Source organism: Burkholderia sp. Bp9140, assembly GCF_003853425.1.
In the GTDB taxonomy this organism is placed as follows: domain Bacteria; phylum Pseudomonadota; class Gammaproteobacteria; order Burkholderiales; family Burkholderiaceae; genus Burkholderia.
Genome location: NZ_QTPQ01000010.1, coordinates 136,502 through 155,872, shown reverse-complemented (window position 1 = coordinate 155,872; position 19,371 = coordinate 136,502). Strand labels below are relative to the sequence as shown.

Below are 19,371 nucleotides of genomic sequence, written 5' to 3'. Positions count from 1 at the left end.
CCGTCACGTCCGCTTCGGTTGCGACACGCCTTCGAGCGTGTTCGCGACTTCGTCGCGCGCGGGGCCGGTCGTGCGCGTCGCGATGTCCGCGAGCGACAGCATGCCGACGAGGCGATTGTCGTGATCGACGACCGGCAGGCGGCGCAGTTGCGCGTCGGCCATGTAGTGCTGGATCTCGTCCAGCGAATCGTCCTCGAAACACCATTCGATCGGGCTCGACGCGACTTCGTGGATCCGCGTCTCCGGCGGCTTGCCGGCCGAGATCGCGCGCACCGCGAGGTCGCGGTCGGTGACCATGCCGATCAGCCGGTCGTTGTCGCACACGGGCAGCGCGCCGATGTCGTAGCGCTCCATCAGTTGCGCTGCATGACGGATCGAGTCGGTCGGCGCGATGCGCACGACGTCCTGCGACATGATTTCGTTGACGCGAGGCATGAAGTCCTCCTTGCGGGTTGAAGCGGGGCCGTCCGGTTCAGCAAGCAGCGTGCCGTATCGGCCGTCATTCGTCGTGGCGTTTGGCCGGGTCCTGCCACGGGCCGTCGTCGTGCGTGCCCGGCGGCGTGTCGGGCTCGATGCGCGTGACGCGGCCGGTCGCGGGCGGATCGCTTGCGGGGAACGTGTCCTCGAGCTGCTTGTCGATATGGCGCTCCGAGTGGCGCGTCTTCGTCTGGTCCTGGTGCTTCAGCGGCGGCGACGGGGCGGGAGGCAGTTCGTGCGCCGGCGCATTGCGGCCGGACCGGGTCGAATCCTTCATGGCGAGCCTCCGTGTCGGTGACGATGATGCGCTGATCGCGCAACGACCATGCCCGCTGCGTGCAGGCGGCACGCGACTTGCCGCTTCGGTGGACGACGACGACAACGCGCGGCGCAGCCCGCCGCACGCACACGCAGATCAAGCGGGAGGCACGATGACGATTCCGAAACGACGGCCTGGAGTGCGCTATGAAGTCAACGTATGCGGCGGCGGGTTCGATTCGGTGAAGAGCCATTTCCGCGCGTGGAAACAGGAGCCGCTGATCTACCGGCCCGATCGCCGGATGTTCGATGGCAAGGCCGACGTGCGACCGCTCGACGAGACATTCGGCTCGACCGAGCGGGCGCGGTTCGCGCTGCAGCGCGCATGCGAGCCGGCCGATCCGTATGCGCTCGCCGCGCGGGTGCGCGACGACGGCCGCGAGCTGTGGCTCGTGATGGCCGCATACGAAGGGTAGCGCCATGCCCTTGAAAGAATTGCAGCGCGCGGTGTAGCGAAGGCACGGCGCACCGCGCGTCGGCGTGCGCGGCCGTGCGGGGCGGGGCCGTACACGGACGGCACGCGTCTTGCTGCCCATGTGTTCGTCGACCACCGAGCGGCCCATGCGCGCCGCGCAGCCGCCCCGATCCCGTGAGGATACCGCAACGATCGCATGCCCATGAACCCGCACCGCACCCAGTCGCTGCACCGGCCCGAACCGCCGGTGCCGCCCGACGTCAACCCGGATTCCGAGCCGCCCGTGCCGGACGACTTGCCGCCCGGCACGCCGGAACCGTATCACGATCCGGAGGGCGACCCGCCGGAGCGGCCGCCACCGGAACGCGAGCCGCCGACGCGGGAGCCGCCGATTCACGCGCCGCCGACGGGCGTGCCGCCGGCGGCGTTCATCCCGTCCACGGAGGGCCCACGATGAGCATCAGCGTGAAACCCGGCATGCTGCGCGACGTGGCCGAGACGCTCGGCCGCCATTTCGAGGTGCGCGCGCTGCCGTTCCATGTCGAGGAGCAGCCGGCCGGCGCACTGCATTTCGGCTTCCGCGTCGACGGCCATCCGGCGTCGCTGACCGTCACGTTCGACGCCGACGCGTTCGCGGCGCTCGAACAGGCCGATGTCGAGCGGCAACGCGACGCATTGACGCGCGTCGCGGCCGAGTTCGACACGATGATGGCGCACCGCGCGCCGACCGCGTATGCGGGCGATTTCCATTTCAAGCGGCTCTGAGCCGTGCCGCCACGACCGGGCCCGGCGCCGCCGACCCGACGGAGGATTTCGATGAAACCGATCCAGACGATACGCGTGGGCGCCTGTGCGTTCGCCGCCGCGTGCGCGCTGGGCGCATGCACGCAACCGCAGGCCACCTACGGCGCACGCGGTGCACCGCCGGCGCCGCCGGACGGCCATGGCGCGTCGCCGACCACGACGATGCCGGACGCGAACACGCGCTACGACACGCGTCGGTCGCCGTACAACACGCTGCCGGCGGACGCAGGCGGCGGCGAACCGGTCGACGTGCCGCCGCCGGGCACGCCGCCGCCGATGCAGTACTGACGCGCTGCCGCGGCGTGACGTGGCAGGAGGACCGCGATGGCGAACCCGCACGCACACCTGGAGGACTGGCTGCGCGATGCGTATGCGATGGCACGCCAGGCCGAGACGCTGCTCGATGCGCAGGCGAAGCGCGTCGCCCACTATCCGCAGTGGCAGGATCGCCTGCGCCTGCATCTCGACGACACGCTCGGCCAGCAGGCGCTCGTCGAGGCGTGCCTGCAGCGGCTCGGCACGACGCCGTCCGCGATCAAGGATCTCGCGGGACGGATCGCGGCGTACCGGCAGGTGGCGGGCGAGATGCTGGCGAGCGACGAGGTCGTGAAGGGCGCGATGGCCGTCTACGCATTCCAGCAGGTCGAGATTGCCGCCTATACGGCGCTCGTCGAGGCCGCGCGCGCGACCGGCGAGGAAGAAATCCGCGCATGCTGCGCGCGGATCCTGCAGCAGGAGCACGACATGGCCGCGTGGCTGCTGCATCATCTGCCGGCGCTGACGACGGCGTTTCTCGATCGCTCGGCCGTCGATCGCATCGATGCGAAACGATGAGCGCGGAGGCCGCCCGTGCGCAGGCGGCGACAACGTGTCGACGCCCGGACACCGCGCGGCCCTGCGCGAATTTCGTGCCCCCTAACTTTCCGCCGCTTGTAAAAAAGCGGTCCTGACGCCCCCCGATAACGGGGTGCGAATCTGCGGGAACCGCGCCGGACGGCAATTCGCCGTCTTGGCATGGAAGCTGCATCGATTCCCGCATACGCATTCCGCACACCGTCAGGAGGGCATCGATGTCCGTTACGCTTGCGCTCCAGATGCGACAGCATCTGGCACTCACGCCGAGGCTTCAGCAGTCGCTTCGCCTGCTGCAGTTGTCTTCGCTCGAATTCCAGCAGGAATTGCGGCAGGCGCTCGACTCGAATCCGTTTCTCGAAGATGGCCAGGGCGACGACGAGGCCGCCGCCGACGACGCACCCGAACGCGCGGCCGAAGCCGCGACGCCCGAGCCGGAGCCCGAGCGTGACGACGTGCGTCCGCCGGAGGGCGACGTGTCGTACACGGCCGCCCCGGCGCAGCGCGGCACGGGCCACCAGGCCGACGACGCGAGCGACCTGTCGCCCGGCGAATGGATGGCGGCGGAACCGTCGCTGCACCAGCAACTGCACGACGCGCTGCGGCTCTATCCGCTGAACCGGCGCGACCGCGAGGCCGCGCGCATCGTGATCGACGCGCTCGACGAAGACGGCTACCTGCGCCAGGAACTGGCGGAGCTGCTGGTCGCGGCCGATCCGGCGCTGCTGCTGTCGGAACAGGATCTCGTGGTTGCGCTGCGGCTCGTGCAGATGCTCGACCGCCCGGGCATCGCCGCGCGCTCGCTGTCCGAATGCCTGGTGCTGCAGCTCGACGCGATTCCGGCCGGCACGCCGGCGCTCGCGGAAGCGAAGGCGATCGCGCGCGAACACCTCGAACGGCTCGCGCGGCGCGAAACGGCGGAGATCCAGCGGCGCGTCGGCTGCAACCAGGCGACGATGCATGCCGCGTGCGCGCTGGTACGCGGGCTCGATCCGCGTCCCGGCAACCACTACGGCAGCACGCGCGGCGACTACGTGGTGCCCGACGTGATCGTGCGCCAGGTACGCGACGAATGGATCGTGACGATCAACCCGGCCGTGCTGCCGCGCGCGCGGCTGCACGAACGCTATGCGACGCTGTTCGCGCAGTCGAGCGGCGAGCGCGATTCGCCGCTCGGCCAGCAACTGCAGGAAGCGCGCTGGCTGATCCGCAACGTGCAGAAGCGCTTCGACACGATCCAGCGGGTCGGCGAATGCATCGTCGCACGGCAGCGCGATTTCTTCCGCTACGGCGAGATCGCGATGAAGCCGCTCGTGCTGCGCGACATCGCCGAAGCGCTCGACCTGCACGAATCGACCGTGTCGCGCGCGACAGGCAACAAGTACATGGCCACGCCGCACGGCACGTTCGAGTTCAAGCACTTCTTCCCGCGCAAGCTCGAGGCGGCCGGCAAGGGCGTGTGCTCGGCGTCCGCCGCGAAGGTGCTGATCCGCGACATGATCGCGGCCGAGCGCCACAGCGAGCCGCTGTCCGACGTCGCGCTCACGCAGAACCTCGCGGGGCGCGGCATCCTTCTTGCGCGTCGTACGGTGACCAAGTATCGCCAGGCGATGAAGATTCCGCCGGCCGAACTGCGCCGGCGCGACGCCGCATGACGATACGGTCCGAACCGCGCGCGGCCCGCGAGCCGCGGTGCTCGCGCGCGCCACCGAGAGGAGGAAAGCCATGCCCGCCAAGTCCCAGGCACAGCAGCGCGCCGCGGGGGCCGCCCTGTCGGCCAAGCGCGGTGAAACGAAAATGAAGGACCTGAAGCCGCCTTCGAGGTCGATGGCGAAGTCGATGAGCGAGAAGGCGCTCGAGAAAATGGCGTCGACGCCGGTCCGCGGCAAACCCAAGCACAAGCACGATTCTTGATCGGCGGCGGCACGCGTCGACGCTCGCCGTTCTCCAGGACCCAGGAGGAATTCATGCTTCGATACGCCATCATCTTCTTCGTCATCGCGATCGTCGCCGCCGTGCTCGGCTTCGGCGGCATCGCGGCCGGCGCGGCCGAGATCGCGAAGATCCTGTTCTACATCTTCGTCGTGATCTTCCTGGTCACGCTGCTGCTGGGTGTCGTGCGACGATGACGGTCACCCCCGACCGTTCGCAGCGCATCGCGGAACTCGAAAATGCGCTCGCGAACGGATTTCCGTCGCAGTCGACCCTCGTCGTGCATGCGGACGACGCATCGGGGCGGCTGACGATCCAGGTGTCGTGGGTGCGCGTGCCGGCCGATGAAAGCGCGCGCACGTGGCGTTGCGCGGTCGACCTGCGCTTCGACCCGGACGTGCTCACGCGCTATGGGTCGCTGGGCGCGGCCGACCGGCTGCGCGTGCGCACCCGGCTGTGCGACCTCGCGCGGCGCGCGGTGGACGAACAAAAGCCGCGCGTCGAGGACGCCGGGATCGAATGCAGCGTCACGCTCGACGTGACGCGCGCCGAACTCGATCGCGCATTGCGCGCGCCCTGACGCAACTGCCGCAGCCTGCAGCGACACCGCGGCCGGGCCGCGTCGGCACGCCGCGCGGCGCGTCCGTTTCCCGTGACGGCGCTGGGGCCCCGCAACGCGCTCGCGCACGCCGCCGCCCTTCACCGACCCGATGCGAGGACGTGCCGGCGTAGCGCCGCGCGGGGCGTCCGCCGCTTCGGGCGGCGGGCACACACGCAGCAAAGGAGGACAGGCATGGCACCCCGGATGATATGGAAAGGCGCGATCAGCTTCGGACTCGTTCACGTGCCCGTGCAGCTGTTCCCGGCGACGCGCACCGTGAAGCCGTCGTTCCGGCTGCTCGACAAGCGCTCGATGGATCCGGTCGGCTACCGGCAGATCAACAAGCGCACCGGCAAGGAAGTCATGCGCGAGGACATCGTGCGCGGCTATGAGTACGAGAAGGAGCGCTACGTCGTGCTGACCGACGAGGAAATCCGCGCGGCGAACCCCGAGTCGACGCAGACCGTCGACATCCTGACCTTCGTCGACGAGGACGCGGTGTCGTTCCTGTATCTCGACACGCCGTACTACCTCGTGCCGGACCGCAAGGGCGAGAAGGTCTACGCGCTGTTGCGAGACGCGCTGAAGGACAGCGGCAAGATCGGCATCGCGCTGGTCGTGATGCGCGACCGCCAGCATCTCGGCGCGCTGATCCCGGTCGGGCCGCTGCTCGCGCTCGACACGCTGCGCTGGCAGGAAGAGTTGCGCCCGCTCGACGAGCTGTCGGTGCCGGCCGGCGATGCGAAGCACGCAGGTGTGACCGCGCGCGAACTCGGGATGGCCAGGAAGCTGATCGACGACATGTCGGGCACATGGACGCCCGACGAGTATCACGACACGTTTCGCGACGACATCCTCGAGCTGGTCGAGCGCAAGGTGCGCGCGGGCAAGATCGAGGAGATCGAGGAACGGCCTGCGCTGACGGCACGCACCGCGACCAACGTGGTCGACCTGACCGAGCTGCTGAAGCGCAGCCTGAAGGGCGGTGGCGGCGCGCGTGCTGCGGACCTGCGCGATGCGGGCGAGGACGATGCGGATGGATCGCCCTCGACGTCGCGCGGCGGCGGGCGCCGCAAGCCGGCTGCGAAGACGGCTGCGAAGACGGCGCCGAAGGGGGCGGCCACGAAGACCGCGGCGAAACGGCTGGCCGCAAGACGTGCCGCGGCGGGCACGCATGCGGAGAAGAAAACCGCCGTGTACCGCAAGCACGCCGCATGATGCCGCGCGATGCGAGGTGACGCGATGGCCGCCAAGCTCGATCCGTATCGCCGCAAACGCCACTTCGGCGCGACGCCGGAACCCGAAGGGGCGCATGGGTGGCGGCGTGCGAAGGCGGGCGCGAAGCCCGACGCGCGGCCGGCTTCGCACGCCCGTCATCCGCTGCGCTTCGTGATCCAGGAACACCACGCGCGGCGCCTGCATTACGACTTCCGGCTCGAACTCGACGGCACGCTGAAGTCGTGGGCCGTACCGAAGGGGCCGAGCGTCGATCCGTCGGTGAGGCGCCTCGCCGTGCATGTCGAGGATCATCCGCTCGAATACGCGTCGTTCGAAGGCGAGATTCCGGCCGGGCACTACGGCGCCGGGTCGGTCGTCGTGTGGGACGAAGGCACATGGACGCCCGACGGCGGCGTCGCGCAGGCGCGCGACGGCTACCGCGCGGGCAAGCTGACGTTCCGGCTCGATGGCGAGAAGCTGCACGGCGGCTGGGCGCTCGTGCGCACCGGCCGGCAGCAGGGACGGCAGGAGCAGTGGCTGCTGATCAAGGAGCGCGACGACGATGCGCGCGGCACGGCTGAATTCGACGTCGTCGGCGAGCGGCCGGGGAGTGTGCATGACGGCGCGGCAACGTCGGCGCGGGCGCGTTCCGACGGCGGTTCGACGCGTGCGCGCGGTACGCCGCGCGACCGGGGCGACAAGGCCGGCGAACGTGAAAAACGCGGCAAGCGAGACAAACACGGCAAACGCGCCGCACGACATGACGACCCGGCCCGCCCGCCCGCCGATCCTTCCGATATCGAAGGCGCGGTGCGCGCTGCGCTGCCCGAACGCGTCGCGCCACAGCTCGCGACGCTGGTCGACGGTCCGCCGACGCAGGGCGACTGGCGCTACGAACTGAAGTTCGACGGCTACCGGATCCTCGCGCGCATTGCCGGGAAGGGCGCGCGCCGGCATGTGAAGCTGATGACGCGCGAAGGCCGCGACTGGACCGCGAAGCTGCGCGCGCAACGCGACGCGCTCGCGGCGCTCGACGTCGACGGCGCCTGGCTCGACGGCGAGGCCGTCGTGCTCGGCGCGAACGGTCTTCCCGATTTCCAGGCGCTGCAGAACGCGCTCGGCGCAGGGCATTCGGACGCGGTCACCTGGTTCGTGTTCGACTTGCCCTATCTCGACGGTTACGACCTGCGCGACGCACCGCTCACCGCGCGCCGCGCGTTGCTCGAACCGCTGCTCGCCGACAGCGACCCCGCGCGGCTGCGCTTTTCGCCCGATCTCGGCGACGACGTCGCCTCGCTGATCGCGAGCGCATGCGATACCGGCCTCGAAGGGCTGATCGGCAAGCGCGCGGAGTCGCGCTATCGCGCCGGACGCTCGCCGGCCTGGATCAAGCTCAAATGCCGGCGCCGGCAGGAGTTCGTGATCGGCGGCTATACCGAGCCGTCCGGCAGCCGCCACGGTTTCGGTGCGCTGCTGCTCGGCGTGCATGAACCGGCGCCGGACGGCAAGCGGCGGCGCGGGCCGGTGCCGCTGCGCTACGTCGGCCGTGTCGGCACGGGCTTCGACACGAGGATGCTCGACCGGCTCGCCGCGATCCTGCGCAAGCACGAGCGCGACACGACGCCGTTCGATCCGCCGCCACGCGAACGCACGCGCACGCGCGTGCACTGGATCGAGCCGACGCTCGTCGCCGAATGCGCGTTCGCGGAATGGACCGGCGACGGCATCGTGCGGCAGGCCGCGTTCATCGCGCTGCGCGACGACAAGCCGGCGGCGCAGATCGTCCGTGAAGTGCCGAAGCAGACGGAAACGGAGGTGACGATGGAGCAGCGTCAAACCGCGCACCACGACAAGCGCAAGCACGCGTCGCCCGCCGATCGCGATACGCGCGGCCGCAAGCACCACGCGCGTTCACGCGCATCCGCCCGCGCCGCGGACAACGATAGCCCCGGCCTGCTCGGCCGCGTGCGCATGACGCATCCCGATCGCGTGCTCGATCCGCGCAGCGGCACGCGCAAGATCGATCTCGCGCATTACTGGCAATGGGTTGCGCCGTGGCTGCTGCCGGACCTGAAGGGCCGGCCCGTGGCGCTCGTGCGCGCGCCCGGCGACATCGCGGGCGAGCTGTTCTTCCAGAAGCACGCGAAGCGCCGCGAGATCCCGTTCGTCACGCAACACGCGGGGCTCGATCCGGGCCATGGCCCGCTGCTGTCGCTCGACAATGTCGACGCGCTGCTCGGCGCCGCGCAGATGGGCACGATCGAACTGCATACGTGGAACGCGCACGCGTCGAACATCGAGCGACCGGACCGGATCGTGTTCGACCTCGATCCCGATCCGGCGCTGCCGTGGAGCGCGATGATCGAAGCCGCGCAACTGATGCGCGGGCTGCTCGACGAACTCGGTCTCGCATCGTTCTGCAAGACGAGCGGCGGCAAGGGGCTGCACGTCGTCGTGCCGATCGCGCGGCACACGGGATGGGACGACGTGAAGGACTTCTCGCGTGCGGTCGCGCAGCATGTCGCCAATGCATTGCCCGATCGCTTCACCGCGACGATGGGGCCGAAGCACCGGCGCGGCAGGATCTTCATCGACTATCTGCGCAACGGCCGCGGCGCGAGCACGATCGCCGCGTATTCGGCGCGCGCGGCCCGGGATGGGCGTATCGGTGCCGCTGCGCTGGGACGAGGTGCCCGACACGACGGGCGGCGCGCAATGGACGATCGACACGCTGCACGAACGCCTCGACCGGCTCGAGCGCGATCCGTGGGAAGGCTATGCCGGCACGCGCCAGCGGATCACCGCGCGGATGCGCGCGCGGCTCGGCTCGACATGACATGACATGACACCGTCAGCGCCGGTGCTGCAGCCGGTAATACCAGTCCATCAGCGGCGTCGCCGATATGCCATGCGCGATCACCGATGCCGACACGACGGCGAGCACCGGTGCCGCGAGCGGCCGCACCGCGCTGGACGGCCCGTGTTCGAGCGCGAACAGCAGGTAGTAGAACGAGCCGATTCCGCGTATGCCGAACCAGGCCATCAGCCGCCGTTGCGCATGCGTCGCGCGCGAGCCGGTGAGCGTCAGCAGCACCGCCGCGGGCCGCACGGCCAGGAACAGCACGACCGACAGCGCAACCGCGCCCCACGTGACGAGCGGAGCCGACAGCGTCCCCAGCACGCTGCCGATCATCGTCATCACGAGCGCTTCCGCGATCCGTTCGAGCTCGATCGTGAAATCGAGCACCGATTCGGCCATGAACGCGTGGACTTTCTCCGGATGTTTCTCGGTTGCGGCCACGTCTTCCGAATCGATCCGGCCGATCACTTCGCGCGGCCGGCGCTCGCCGCTCGCGCGATGCTCGACGCGTCGCATCGCGACGCCCGCCGCGAACGTCGCGATGAAGCCGAACGCATGCGCGCGCTGCGCGGCGCCGAACGACAGCACGATCAGCGCAAGCGCGAAGAAGCCTTCGAAGCCGAGCGCCTGTGCATGGCGTGTGCGCAGCCAGCCGATCGCCTGGGTGGTGGCCGCGCCGAGCACGCCGCCGATCGCGGCCGCGCCCGCGATGCCCCACAGCGCGGCCAGCGCGAACGTGCCCGACAGCGCCGGCCGCACGTGCGGCGTGTCGGGCGCGCCGCACAGCGCGAGGCCCGCGAGTGCGAACGGCAGCGCGATCCCGTCGTTCAGCCCGCCTTCGCCGGACAGCGCGAAGCGCACCAGGTCGCGGTCGCCGGGATCGTGCACCTGCACGTCGTGCGCGAGCACCGGGTCGGTCGGCGCGAGGATCGCCGCGAGCAGTAGCGCGGGACCCCAGCCGAGACCGAGCGTCAGCACCGCGCAGCCGGCGAGCAGCGGCACCGTGACGATCATCGCGAGCAGGCCGAGCCGGCACGGCACGAGCCACAGTGCGTCGGACAGCGGCACGCGCAGCCGCAGCCCGATCGCGAACAGCGACACCAGCAGCGCGACCTCGACGATCTCGCGCAGCAGTTGCGCGTCGCGCGCGATGTCGAGATGCAGGAGGCCGGCGCCGGACGGGCCGAGCGCGATGCCGAGCGCCAGATAGACCATCGCGGTGCTGCACGGCAGGTGACGCAGCGCCGAGGTCGCGACGCCCATGGCCATCAGCACCGCGCCGACGATCAGATACCACAGCGTTTCATGCATGAGGGCGGGCGGAGCAGGTCGATACGGAGCAGGCGGGTGCCGTCATGGCTTGCGGCCGAACGCCTCGCGCAGTTTGCGCTTCGCGCGTTCGAGCGTCGCACGGCGCGTTTTCGGCAGGTTACGGCCCGCGCGGTTCACGTAGAAGTTCAGCATCGACATCGCCGACTGGAACGGCGACGCCTTGCGGCGGCGGCTGCGTTCGGCCGAGCGCTTGAGGGAGGCTGCGATCGCGCCCGGATCGTCGGACTTGAAGATCTCGGGCTCGAGGTCGAGCGCATCGCTTTTTTGCATCACGTCGGCGGACCAGCGCTTGCGGTGATGCGGATCGTTGCCGCGCGCACGGCCCGGGCGGCGTGTCGCGCGTTTGCCTTGCGGACGGGAAGCGGAAGCTGACGACATCGCAGGACTCCGTACGGGATCGGGATGGGGCGTTGGTCATGGGCGCCGCAAGCCGCATGCCGCGCATCGCTGACGGCACGGGCCTTGCTGAACCGTACGCGCGGGAAATGCCACGACCGCGGTTCCATTGAGGGAGAACGTTCCATGAAGGCAGCATCCGAATCGAAATCCGTCGCGCGCCGGATCCTCGCGTGCGCGGCCGTCGCGGCCGTCGCGCTCGTCGCCGCGGCGCCGGCCGCGTGGGCACAGAACTCGCAGCGTCCGGACGAGGGCACCGGCGCGCCGATCCTGTCGCCACCGGATACGTCGGCACAGGGCACGGGCGGCCTGTCGAACGGGAATGCCGCAGCACCGCCGCCCGCGACCCGCATGCGGGAGCCGCGCGGCCCGCGCCCGCCCGTGCGGACCAAGCCGGGTGGCCCGACCGGTGCCGGGACCGGCGGCAGCGGTAGCGCCGGCAGCGCCGGAAATGGCGGCATGGGCGGTGCCGGCGGCACGGGTTCCAGCGGTTACTGACGATCTCGGTGTCGCGCCGGCACGGCCGGCGCGGCGCGATGGCGGCCGCCGCATGCCGCATGCCGGGTGCCGGGTGCCGGGTGCCGGCCGCCGGCCGCGGGGCCGGCACGCCGCCACCACGCAGGAGGACATCATGCAATCGAATTCCCGGATCTCGCTCGACGACAGCGAGCTGGACACCGAAGCGGTCGATACCGACGATCTCGATACGACGGTGCATCTCGACGTCGCGACCGGCAGGATCACGTTTCATGCGGCGTGGGCGCGCGCGTCCGATGCGCCGCCCGATGCCGCGCGGCACGCGGTCGTGCTCGCGCTGGACTGCGACACGATGGAGCGCTATGCGGACCTCGACGACGGCGCACGGATGCGCGTGCATGTGATGCTGCACGAAAGCGTGCAGGCGACGCTCGACTCGCTGCCGGACGTGACCGAGGACCTGACGCTGACGGTCGAGTTGACGGACGCGATGCTCGACGCCGCGCGTCACCTGCAGTGAGCGTGGCGTGGCAGCTCGCGCGCGCAGCCTCGCACGAAGCCCGCCGGCGGTTCCGCTGAATGCGGACGCGTTACACATCCCGTTGAAATCTTTGCAGACGCCGCGCGGCGCGGTGTGACGCGGCCCGCCGCGCGCACCACGTGGCGGCACACGTACGCGCCATCGTCTGGCGATTGCGGGTCGCGCCCCGCCGAAACGGGGTCGTACGGCATGAATCCATCGAGGCGCGGCACGCCGATTGCTGCGCGACGGGCATGGCACGACCGGTGCCGCAACGACAGGGAGCGTTCCATGATCGGCAAGCTGGATCGATGCAAGGTAGCGATACTCGCGGTCGACGGCTTCGAGGAAGCCGAACTCGTCGAACCGCAGCGCGCGCTGACGGCCGAAGGCGCGCACGTCGACGTGATTTCGCAGAAGCGCGGCGAGATCCAGGGATTCAGGCACGTCGACAAGGGCGATCGCGTGAAGGTCGACCGCACGTTCGACGACGCACGCGAAGGCGATTACGACGCGGTCGTGCTGCCGGGCGGCGTCGTCAACGGCGACGCGATCCGGATGCTGCCGGCCGCGCGCGAGTTCGTGACCGCGGCCGTCGGCGCGGGCAAGCCCGTCGCGGCGATCTGTCACGGCGGCTGGCTGCTCGTCTCGTCCGGGCTGGTGGACAGCCGCACGATGACGAGCTGGCCGAGCCTGCAGGACGACATCCGCAACGCGGGCGGCAAGTGGGTCGACCAGGAGGTCGTGCGCGACGGCAACCTGATCACGAGCCGCAAGCCCGCCGACCTGCCCGCCTTCAACGGCGCGCTGGTGCAGTGCCTCGCGTCGCGGGGAGCGTGAGCGATGCCGGCCGATTCCGTTCATCACGTGACGCTGACCGATGCTCCGCCCGAGTTCGACGGCGCGGTGCTGCAGATGCGCTTCGTCGTCGAGGTCGACGGGAAGCCGCTGATCTGCGCGATCACGGTCGAGGCGCTCGAGGATCATTTCGGCGCAAGCTCCGCGCTGGAAGCCGATCTGCGCGACGCGTTCGACCGCGGCCGCGCGCGCATCGAGGCCGCGTGCGAGGAAGTGCTCGCCGACGGCAAGGGCGGCGTGGAACTGCAAGCGGCTACTTCCGGGTGCGCGACAAGGCGGCGGGCAAGACAGCGCGCGCCGGGCTGCTCCGCTCGCGGAAGTCGTGATTCGCGCGGCGCGGGTGGCGCGCGTGCCGCATCGTGCCCCCTTGGCGCGCCATTACACGCCGTTGAAAACTTTGCAGCACCTCCCGCTCGGCCTGAAGTGACACATCGCGCCGCGCGCCGGCTGCTCACGGGGCTTCTTCGTCCCACATACCGGCACGCTCCCTGCATGTATCCCTTATTGCGGCGCACGATTCGCACCCGCGCCGTCGCGATGCCCCGCCGCATCGCGTCAAGCCGTCAATGGGAGGAGACAACATGCTGACAGCACATGAATTTGCCGCACTGTTCCTGGTACATCGCGCACCGGAACAGATCCAGCCCGACAGCGACGACGTCGTCGCCCTAGTCGAACAACAACTGATCGAGATGCGCCTCGACGCGTCGGGCGCGAGCCGTCCCGCGCTGACCGCCGGCGGACTGTCCGTCGTGCAGTGCATGCAGCGGCACGGCGGCGGCCGCGGCTTTGGAGGCGCCGACGCGTGACACGCTTGCGAGCCGTCCGGATCGCTGTCGCGGCTCAGTGCGCGATCGCGACCGACGCGTTGACCTGCACGACCGGCGTATTGCCGTCGAACGGCGGCGCGGACAGGAAGCGCTCGATCACGCCGGGCTCGAACAGCAGGCAGCAGGTCGAGCCGCCGTACTGGAAACGGCCGATCTCGTCGCCCTTGTCGACGCGCTGCCCCGGCACGACCTCGATCACGCACGACGACACGTCGCCCATCCCGACGAATACGGCGGCCACCGTGCCGATCCCCGGATCGTCACAGTCGATCGCGACCACCGCGCGCGTGGCGACGGCCGTCATGTAACCCTGCGAGTCGTTGAGCCCGGCCGGGTCCGGGCCTTCCGCCTCGGCGACCGAGTAGTAGGTGCCGTCGACCCGGTACGCGTGCGTGACGGTGCCGCGCACCGGCGCATGCCAGCGGTGATAGTTGTACGCGCTCAGGTACGCCTGGTACAGGTCGCCGCCGACGAAGCGTTCGGCGAGCGGCAGCCGCGCGGGCGTGAGGATGTCGCGCAGCGAATACGGTTGGCCCTTGATCCAGAACGTGTCGCGAATCCTCAGGTTCGATTCGGTGTGATACGGCGCGGCTTCGCACGCGCTGACGATCACGTGCGGATCGTCAGGCGCCGCGACCGGCCGCGCATCCGCGCGAAAACGCCGCGTGAAGAAGTCGTTCCACGAGTCGAAGCCCCAGTGCGGCTGGTCCTCGCGATACTGGAACTGCGCCAGGCCGAGGCGCTGCCGCGCGGCTTCGCAGAACCAGCCGTCGGGCGCCGACGTGTCCAGATGCGCGCGCGAATGCGGGCCGCCGAGGAAGTCGCACCACACGTTCAGCACCTGCTTCAGATGCGCGTTGACCGCCGCGTCGCGAAACACCGCATGGCCCGACGGCATGCACATCGGCCAGTCGAGGAACGCGTTCAGCGGGCACACGATCAGGCTCGTTTCGCTGAATGGCGGCGTATAGGCCATCAGGTGATCGATCACCGTCATCAGCTCGCCGATCGATGTGTAGCCGAGCGTGCGGCCCGCTTCGCGTGCCTCGTCGATCGCGCGCGTGAGGCACATGTGCAGCACGGCGTTGTCGTCGAACAACTGCGCGAGTGCCTGCACGGCCGGCGTGCGCAGCCGTTCGCCGGCCTGCGCGCGCGCTTCGTTCGTGATTTTTTCGCGGTACGCGGCCATGTGCGATTCCTCGCGGGCCATCCATTCGCCGAGGCGATGGCGTGTCCCGGGCGGCGTGCTGCTGTCTGTCGGCATGGTCGCCTCCGGCAACGGTTGCGGTACGAATGCGGGCAGCAAGGCGCTTGCCCGGCGCGCGGCACCGAAATTGCTGCATTCCGGCGATCAGCTTTTTCAATCACACGGAGCATGAAATGAACGCAGCTTCGAATGCGCGACAGATCCAGGATGCGGCTTCGACCGGCGAGGGCCGCGGCGACGAGCAGCGAACCGTGGCGCCGACGCGCACGCGGGCACGCGTGCGTGCGACGACGTCGCGCGGCGGCACGCGGCGGACCGGACGCGGCCGCACGAACGCGCCTGTGACGACGCACGGGAGTGCGGAGACGGGCGAGCCGCATTGGGAGGATGACGACGGGGCGATGCCGCCGGAGGAGTGGTCGTGACGTCGCGCGACGTCGCGCGCTTACTGCTGGCCCGCTGGCCGCTCCGGCCGATAGCGATCGACGACCGCAGGATCGGTCGATTCCTCGTCGCGGAAGGCCGAAGATACGGCGTCCACGATGGCGGGCCAGACGCCGGTTTGTTGCAGGACAGGCATCTCCCTGGCCAGAACGTTGCTGAGTTGCCCCTGGTTCTGCTCGATCGAGCGGAGCACGCGGTCGGCCTGGTGGTCCGGCATTTCCACGATTTCCTTGACAGCCTGCCGAGCCCGCGCGTGACTGCGCAGATAACGCGACTCTTCGCGCATGTGTTCGGTCAGCGTGCGCTTGACGATATTGGCGAGATACTGCACGTGCGGGCCAAGGTCCGGGTAGCGCCATAGCGGCTGCGCCTGTTGTTCGCCGTCGAACGCGAAGTTGGAGACGACACCGTCAGGATAGGCAGTCTGAGCCGCTTCGAACGACACACTCCCGCGAATGTGCGCCATCAGCGGAGCGGACACGTGGTCCAGGACTTTGTCATAGCCGCGGCGTTCGCCCGCATCGTCCATGATGACCGCGGATACCGGGAGGATCACGGGCTCTGGAATGGCGCCGTCCCGCCGCAGGACATCGTTGATCAGAAAGCGATGGACCCGGCCGTTTCCGTCAGCAAGCGGATGAATGTAGACAAAGCCGAAGGCCGCAACGGCGCTGCGCATGCTTCGGTTGCGCGGCGTCCTCCGCAGCGGCTGATGACGGGGAGTCGTGCCATGGGGTGGACATCGCAATGTGCCATTAGCCAGGCGGCACCGATCGGATTGTCGGGCAGTTCGGCCATATGCAGCTCCTGTCAGTCGGGTCGGCTACCGCGCAAAATCGATTATTTGCGGTCGTTCAGTGCACAAATCGATTACGGGCGTACAAAAACGATTATACGTGGGGCGATTTGCACAAAATCGATTATGCGGAAGGGATCAAGGGTGCGATCGTCGGCGGCCGGTGCCAGCTTCCATCGTTTCCATATTTCGAGTATTATCGAACAATGGAAACGAACCAGACCATCGCCGCCCTGTCGGCCCTCGCGCACGAGTCGCGCCTCGCCGTCTTTCGCGCGCTCGTGCAGGCCGGCCCGTCGGGCCTGGCGGCCGGGCAAATCGCGACACTGCTCGACGTGCCGCCGTCGTCGCTGTCGTTTCATCTGAAGGAACTGGCCCACGCGCAGCTCGTCACGAGCCGCCAGGAAGGCCGCTTCGTGTTCTATTGCGCGAACTTCGCGACGATGAACGGACTCATCGGCTACCTCACCGAGAACTGCTGCGGCGGCAATCCGTGCTCGCCGGTCTCCGCCTGTTCGACCTCCTGCTCCGACCCGACGTAAGCACGCATTCACGCCCCCGCCGATGACCACCAACGTCCTGATCCTCTGTACCCACAACTCCGCGCGCAGCGTGCTCGCGGAAGGGATGCTCAACCACTGGGCCGCGAAGCTCGGCTGCGACGTGCGCGCCTACAGCGCCGGCAGCGCGCCGAGCGGCCGGCTCAATCCGTTCGCGCTGGACGCGCTGACGCGCGCCGGCGTCGACGTCAACGGATACCGCAGCAAGAGCTGGGACGAATTCGTCGGCGACGGCGCGCCGGCAATGCGCATCGTCATCACGGTCTGCGACAGCGCGGCCGCGGAGACGTGCCCGTACTGGCCCGGCAGTCCGGTGAAAGTGCATTGGGGCTACGCCGATCCGTCGAACGCGGCAGGCGGCGACGCGGGCAAGCGGCTCGCGTTCGAACTGACACGCGAGGCGCTCGGCTATCGGATGCTGCAACTGCTGGCACTGCCGCTCGAGCGCATGAGCAACGCCGAACTCCAGACGGCATTGACCGCCATCTCGCGAAACTGAGCGCGCGCACGGCGGCTTGCATGAACCGGTGTGCCGCGTGCGTTTCTCCAGCCCGAATCCTTCTGTCCGATGAACACGTCCAACGTCATCCCGCCCCGCGACGCCGTCGTCAAGCCCGCGATCAACTTCTTCGAACGCTACCTGACGGTCTGGGTCGCGCTGTGCATCGTCGCCGGCATCGCGCTCGGCCAGGTGCTGCCCGGCCTGTTCCAGCGGATCGGCCGCATCGAGTACGCGCAGGTCAACCTGCCGGTCGGGCTGCTGATCTGGGTGATGATCGTGCCGATGCTCGTGAAGGTGGACTTCGGCGCGCTGCATGAAGTGCGCCAGCATGTGAAGGGGATCGGCGTCACGCTCGTCGTGAACTGGCTCGTCAAGCCGTTCTCGATGGCCTTGCTCGGCTGGCTGTTCATCCGGCAGTTGTTCGCGCCGATGCTGCCGGCGGACCAGCTCGACAGCTACATCGCCGGCCTGATCCTGCTGGCCGCCGCGCCGTGCACGGCGATGGTGTTCGTGTGGAGCCGGCTCACGGGCGGCGATCCGCTGTTCACGCTGTCGCAGGTCGCGCTGAACGACAGCATCATGGTGATCGCGTTCGCGCCGCTGGTCGGGCTGCTGCTCGGGATGTCCGCGATTACCGTGCCGTGGGCGACGCTGCTTACGTCGGTGGTGCTCTACATCGTGCTGCCGGTGATCCTCGCGCAGATCTGGCGCAAGCGGCTGCTGCGCGACGGACCGGCCGCGTTCGATGCCGCGATGGCGAAGATCGGCCCGTGGTCGATCGCCGCGCTGCTCGCGACGCTCGTGCTGCTGTTCGCGTTCCAGGGCGAAGCGATCCTGAAGCAGCCGCTGGTGATCGCACTGCTCGCGGTGCCGATCCTGATCCAGGTGTTCTTCAATGCGGCGCTCGCATACTGGCTCAATCGCGCGGTGGGCGAGAAGCACAACGTCGCGTGCCCGTCCGCGCTGATCGGCGCATCCAATTTCTTCGAGCTCGCCGTCGCGGCCGCGATCAGCCTGTTCGGTTTTCACTCCGGTGCGGCGCTGGCGACTGTCGTCGGCGTGTTGATCGAGGTGCCGGTCATGCTGCTGGTCGTGCGCATCGTCAACCGGTCGAAGGGCTGGTACGAGCGCGCTTGAGCCAACCACGGAATCCCTTCATGACCGACCGACTGACCGACCTGCCGCAACTCGACCCTGCACTGTTCCGCGTGCCGGACGCGAGCCGCTTGCGGCCGGCGTCGCCGTCCACGCATCCGCCGCGCTTCCTGCTGCTGTACGGCTCGCTGCGCGAGCGTTCGTTCAGCCGGCTGCTGGTCGAGGAAGCCGGGCGCCTGCTCACGGCGATGGGCGCCGAGGTGCGCGTGTTCAATCCGAGCGGCCTGCCGCTGCCCGACGATGCGCCGGAGAGTCATCCGAAGGTCGTCGAGCTGCGCGAACGGGTGATGTGGTCCGAGGGGATGGTGTGGTGCTCGCCGGAGCGGCACGGCGCGATGACGGGGATCATGAAGTCGCAGATCGACTGGATCCCGCTGTCGGTCGGCGCCGTGCGGCCGACGCAGGGCAAGACGCTCGCGGTGATGCAGGTCAGCGGCGGCTCGCAGTCGTTCAACGCGGTGAACCAGATGCGCGTGCTGGGGCGCTGGATGCGCATGCTGACGATCCCGAACCAGTCGTCGGTGGCCAAGGCGTTCATGGAATTCGACGAAGCGGGTCGGATGAAGCCGTCGGCCTATTACGATCGCGTCGTCGACGTGATGGAGGAGCTGGTCAAGTTCACGCTGCTCACGCGCGACATCGGCCCGTATCTGGTCGATCGGTACAGCGAGCGCAAGGAAAGCGCGGAGGCATTGTCGAAGCGGGTGAATCAGCGCGGGATCTGAGGTTTGCAGGCGTGGGTTCGCCGACCTCGGCGCGAAATCGATTAGGCAAGGCTGTTTTGTACGAAATACGATTCCGGCGGTACAAAAACGAT

General features: G+C 69.1%; 25 protein-coding genes and 2 pseudogenes. 21 read left to right on the top strand and 6 right to left on the bottom strand.

Features of this window, described 5'->3' with window-relative positions:
- Positions 1-3: 3 nt before the first annotated feature.
- Together DIE21_RS11180 and DIE21_RS11175 are read right to left on the bottom strand one after the other, a co-directional pair.
- Positions 4-435 carry a CBS domain-containing protein gene (locus DIE21_RS11180; protein ID WP_124497748.1) on the bottom strand — a complete coding sequence of 144 codons (432 nt, stop codon included), beginning with the start codon at positions 433-435 and terminating at the stop codon, positions 4-6.
- Positions 436-499: 64 nt separating this feature from the next.
- Entirely contained in the window at positions 500-754 is a 255-nt protein-coding gene (locus DIE21_RS11175) for a hypothetical protein (RefSeq protein ID WP_124497747.1), read from the bottom strand.
- A gap of 154 nt (positions 755-908) precedes the next feature.
- Between DIE21_RS11175 and DIE21_RS11170 the strand changes: the two genes are divergently transcribed.
- The 11 genes and pseudogenes from DIE21_RS11170 to ligD all read left to right on the top strand — a co-directional run bounded on the left by DIE21_RS11170 (position 909) and on the right by ligD (position 9,453).
- Positions 909-1,211: a hypothetical protein gene (locus tag DIE21_RS11170; RefSeq protein ID WP_124497746.1), complete on the top strand. Its 303-nt coding sequence runs from the start codon at positions 909-911 to the stop codon at positions 1,209-1,211.
- A gap of 195 nt (positions 1,212-1,406) precedes the next feature.
- Positions 1,407-1,667, top strand: coding sequence for a hypothetical protein (locus DIE21_RS11165; RefSeq protein WP_124497745.1), 261 nt, complete (start codon positions 1,407-1,409; stop codon positions 1,665-1,667).
- Positions 1,664-1,975: a hypothetical protein gene (locus DIE21_RS11160; protein WP_124497744.1), complete on the top strand. Its 312-nt coding sequence runs from the start codon at positions 1,664-1,666 to the stop codon at positions 1,973-1,975. The genes DIE21_RS11165 and DIE21_RS11160 overlap by 4 nt, the downstream gene beginning before the upstream one ends.
- A 51-nt stretch (positions 1,976-2,026) precedes the next feature.
- Positions 2,027-2,302 carry a hypothetical protein gene (locus DIE21_RS11155; protein WP_124497743.1) on the top strand — a complete coding sequence of 92 codons (276 nt, stop codon included), beginning with the start codon at positions 2,027-2,029 and terminating at the stop codon, positions 2,300-2,302.
- A gap of 36 nt (positions 2,303-2,338) precedes the next feature.
- Complete coding sequence (locus DIE21_RS11150; protein WP_124497742.1) at positions 2,339-2,848, top strand: ferritin-like domain-containing protein; 510 nt, start codon at positions 2,339-2,341, stop codon at positions 2,846-2,848.
- Positions 2,849-3,084: 236 nt separating this feature from the next.
- Positions 3,085-4,521: an RNA polymerase factor sigma-54 gene (locus tag DIE21_RS11145; RefSeq protein ID WP_124497741.1), complete on the top strand. Its 1,437-nt coding sequence runs from the start codon at positions 3,085-3,087 to the stop codon at positions 4,519-4,521.
- Between the two features lie 70 nt (positions 4,522-4,591).
- Entirely contained in the window at positions 4,592-4,780 is a 189-nt protein-coding gene (locus tag DIE21_RS11140; RefSeq protein ID WP_124497740.1) for a DUF3008 family protein, read from the top strand.
- Positions 4,781-4,833: 53 nt separating this feature from the next.
- The gene (locus DIE21_RS11135) at positions 4,834-4,995 is read left to right on the top strand and encodes a DUF1328 domain-containing protein (protein ID WP_124497739.1); all 162 of its coding nucleotides are present in this window, start codon (positions 4,834-4,836) and stop codon (positions 4,993-4,995) included.
- Positions 4,992-5,378: a DUF3022 domain-containing protein gene (locus DIE21_RS11130; protein ID WP_124497738.1), complete on the top strand. Its 387-nt coding sequence runs from the start codon at positions 4,992-4,994 to the stop codon at positions 5,376-5,378. The genes DIE21_RS11135 and DIE21_RS11130 overlap by 4 nt, the downstream gene beginning before the upstream one ends.
- 213 nt (positions 5,379-5,591) lie before the next feature.
- On the top strand, positions 5,592-6,617 hold the full coding sequence (locus DIE21_RS11125; protein WP_124497737.1) for a Ku protein: 1,026 nt from the start codon (positions 5,592-5,594) through the stop codon (positions 6,615-6,617).
- Between the two features lie 9 nt (positions 6,618-6,626).
- Positions 6,627-9,453 (top strand): annotated as a pseudogene (gene ligD / locus DIE21_RS11120) (DNA ligase D).
- 15 nt (positions 9,454-9,468) lie between these two features.
- Here the strand turns inward: ligD and DIE21_RS11115 are convergent.
- Positions 9,469-10,788, bottom strand: a complete 1,320-nt coding sequence (locus tag DIE21_RS11115; protein WP_124497736.1) for a sodium:proton antiporter — start codon at positions 10,786-10,788, stop codon at positions 9,469-9,471.
- A 42-nt stretch (positions 10,789-10,830) separates the two neighbouring features.
- Positions 10,831-11,187, bottom strand: a complete 357-nt coding sequence (locus tag DIE21_RS11110) for a DUF3175 domain-containing protein (protein ID WP_124497735.1) — start codon at positions 11,185-11,187, stop codon at positions 10,831-10,833.
- Positions 11,188-11,331: 144 nt separating this feature from the next.
- On the opposite strand from DIE21_RS11110, the gene DIE21_RS11105 reads away from it, so the two are divergent.
- From DIE21_RS11105 to DIE21_RS11085, 5 genes and pseudogenes are all read left to right on the top strand, one after another.
- Positions 11,332-11,703, top strand: a complete 372-nt coding sequence (locus tag DIE21_RS11105) for a hypothetical protein (RefSeq protein WP_124497734.1) — start codon at positions 11,332-11,334, stop codon at positions 11,701-11,703.
- A 133-nt stretch (positions 11,704-11,836) separates the two neighbouring features.
- Positions 11,837-12,202, top strand: a complete 366-nt coding sequence (locus DIE21_RS11100) for a DUF3022 domain-containing protein (protein ID WP_124497733.1) — start codon at positions 11,837-11,839, stop codon at positions 12,200-12,202.
- A 291-nt stretch (positions 12,203-12,493) separates the two neighbouring features.
- Entirely contained in the window at positions 12,494-13,042 is a 549-nt protein-coding gene (locus DIE21_RS11095; RefSeq protein ID WP_124497732.1) for a type 1 glutamine amidotransferase domain-containing protein, read from the top strand.
- 3 nt (positions 13,043-13,045) lie between these two features.
- A pseudogene (locus DIE21_RS11090) lies at positions 13,046-13,386 on the top strand (DUF1488 domain-containing protein).
- A gap of 255 nt (positions 13,387-13,641) precedes the next feature.
- Positions 13,642-13,869 (top strand): hypothetical protein, encoded by a 228-nt coding sequence (locus DIE21_RS11085; RefSeq protein ID WP_124497731.1) that lies wholly within the window; start codon positions 13,642-13,644, stop codon positions 13,867-13,869.
- Between the two features lie 34 nt (positions 13,870-13,903).
- Here the strand turns inward: DIE21_RS11085 and DIE21_RS11080 are convergent, their stop codons facing one another.
- Complete coding sequence (locus tag DIE21_RS11080; protein ID WP_124497730.1) at positions 13,904-15,154, bottom strand: phosphatidylserine decarboxylase family protein; 1,251 nt, start codon at positions 15,152-15,154, stop codon at positions 13,904-13,906.
- Between the two features lie 116 nt (positions 15,155-15,270).
- Between DIE21_RS11080 and DIE21_RS11075 the strand changes: the two genes are divergently transcribed.
- On the top strand, positions 15,271-15,522 hold the full coding sequence (locus DIE21_RS11075; RefSeq protein ID WP_124497729.1) for a hypothetical protein: 252 nt from the start codon (positions 15,271-15,273) through the stop codon (positions 15,520-15,522).
- Positions 15,523-15,542: 20 nt separating this feature from the next.
- Here DIE21_RS11075 and DIE21_RS11070 read toward each other — a convergent pair whose 3' ends face one another.
- The gene (locus tag DIE21_RS11070; RefSeq protein WP_311767444.1) at positions 15,543-16,220 is read right to left on the bottom strand and encodes a Fic family protein; all 678 of its coding nucleotides are present in this window, start codon (positions 16,218-16,220) and stop codon (positions 15,543-15,545) included.
- Positions 16,221-16,543: 323 nt separating this feature from the next.
- On the opposite strand from DIE21_RS11070, the gene DIE21_RS11065 reads away from it, so the two are divergent.
- The 4 genes from DIE21_RS11065 to arsH all read left to right on the top strand — a co-directional run bounded on the left by DIE21_RS11065 (position 16,544) and on the right by arsH (position 19,279).
- Positions 16,544-16,879 (top strand): helix-turn-helix transcriptional regulator, encoded by a 336-nt coding sequence (locus tag DIE21_RS11065; protein ID WP_124497728.1) that lies wholly within the window; start codon positions 16,544-16,546, stop codon positions 16,877-16,879.
- Positions 16,880-16,901: 22 nt separating this feature from the next.
- Positions 16,902-17,396, top strand: a complete 495-nt coding sequence (locus DIE21_RS11060) for an arsenate reductase ArsC (protein ID WP_124497727.1) — start codon at positions 16,902-16,904, stop codon at positions 17,394-17,396.
- 69 nt (positions 17,397-17,465) lie between these two features.
- A complete protein-coding gene (gene arsB, locus DIE21_RS11055) occupies positions 17,466-18,536 on the top strand; it encodes an ACR3 family arsenite efflux transporter (protein ID WP_124497726.1) in 1,071 nt (356 codons plus the stop codon).
- A 20-nt stretch (positions 18,537-18,556) separates the two neighbouring features.
- Complete coding sequence (arsH, locus tag DIE21_RS11050) at positions 18,557-19,279, top strand: arsenical resistance protein ArsH (RefSeq protein WP_124497725.1); 723 nt, start codon at positions 18,557-18,559, stop codon at positions 19,277-19,279.
- Positions 19,280-19,371: the final 92 nt, after the last annotated feature.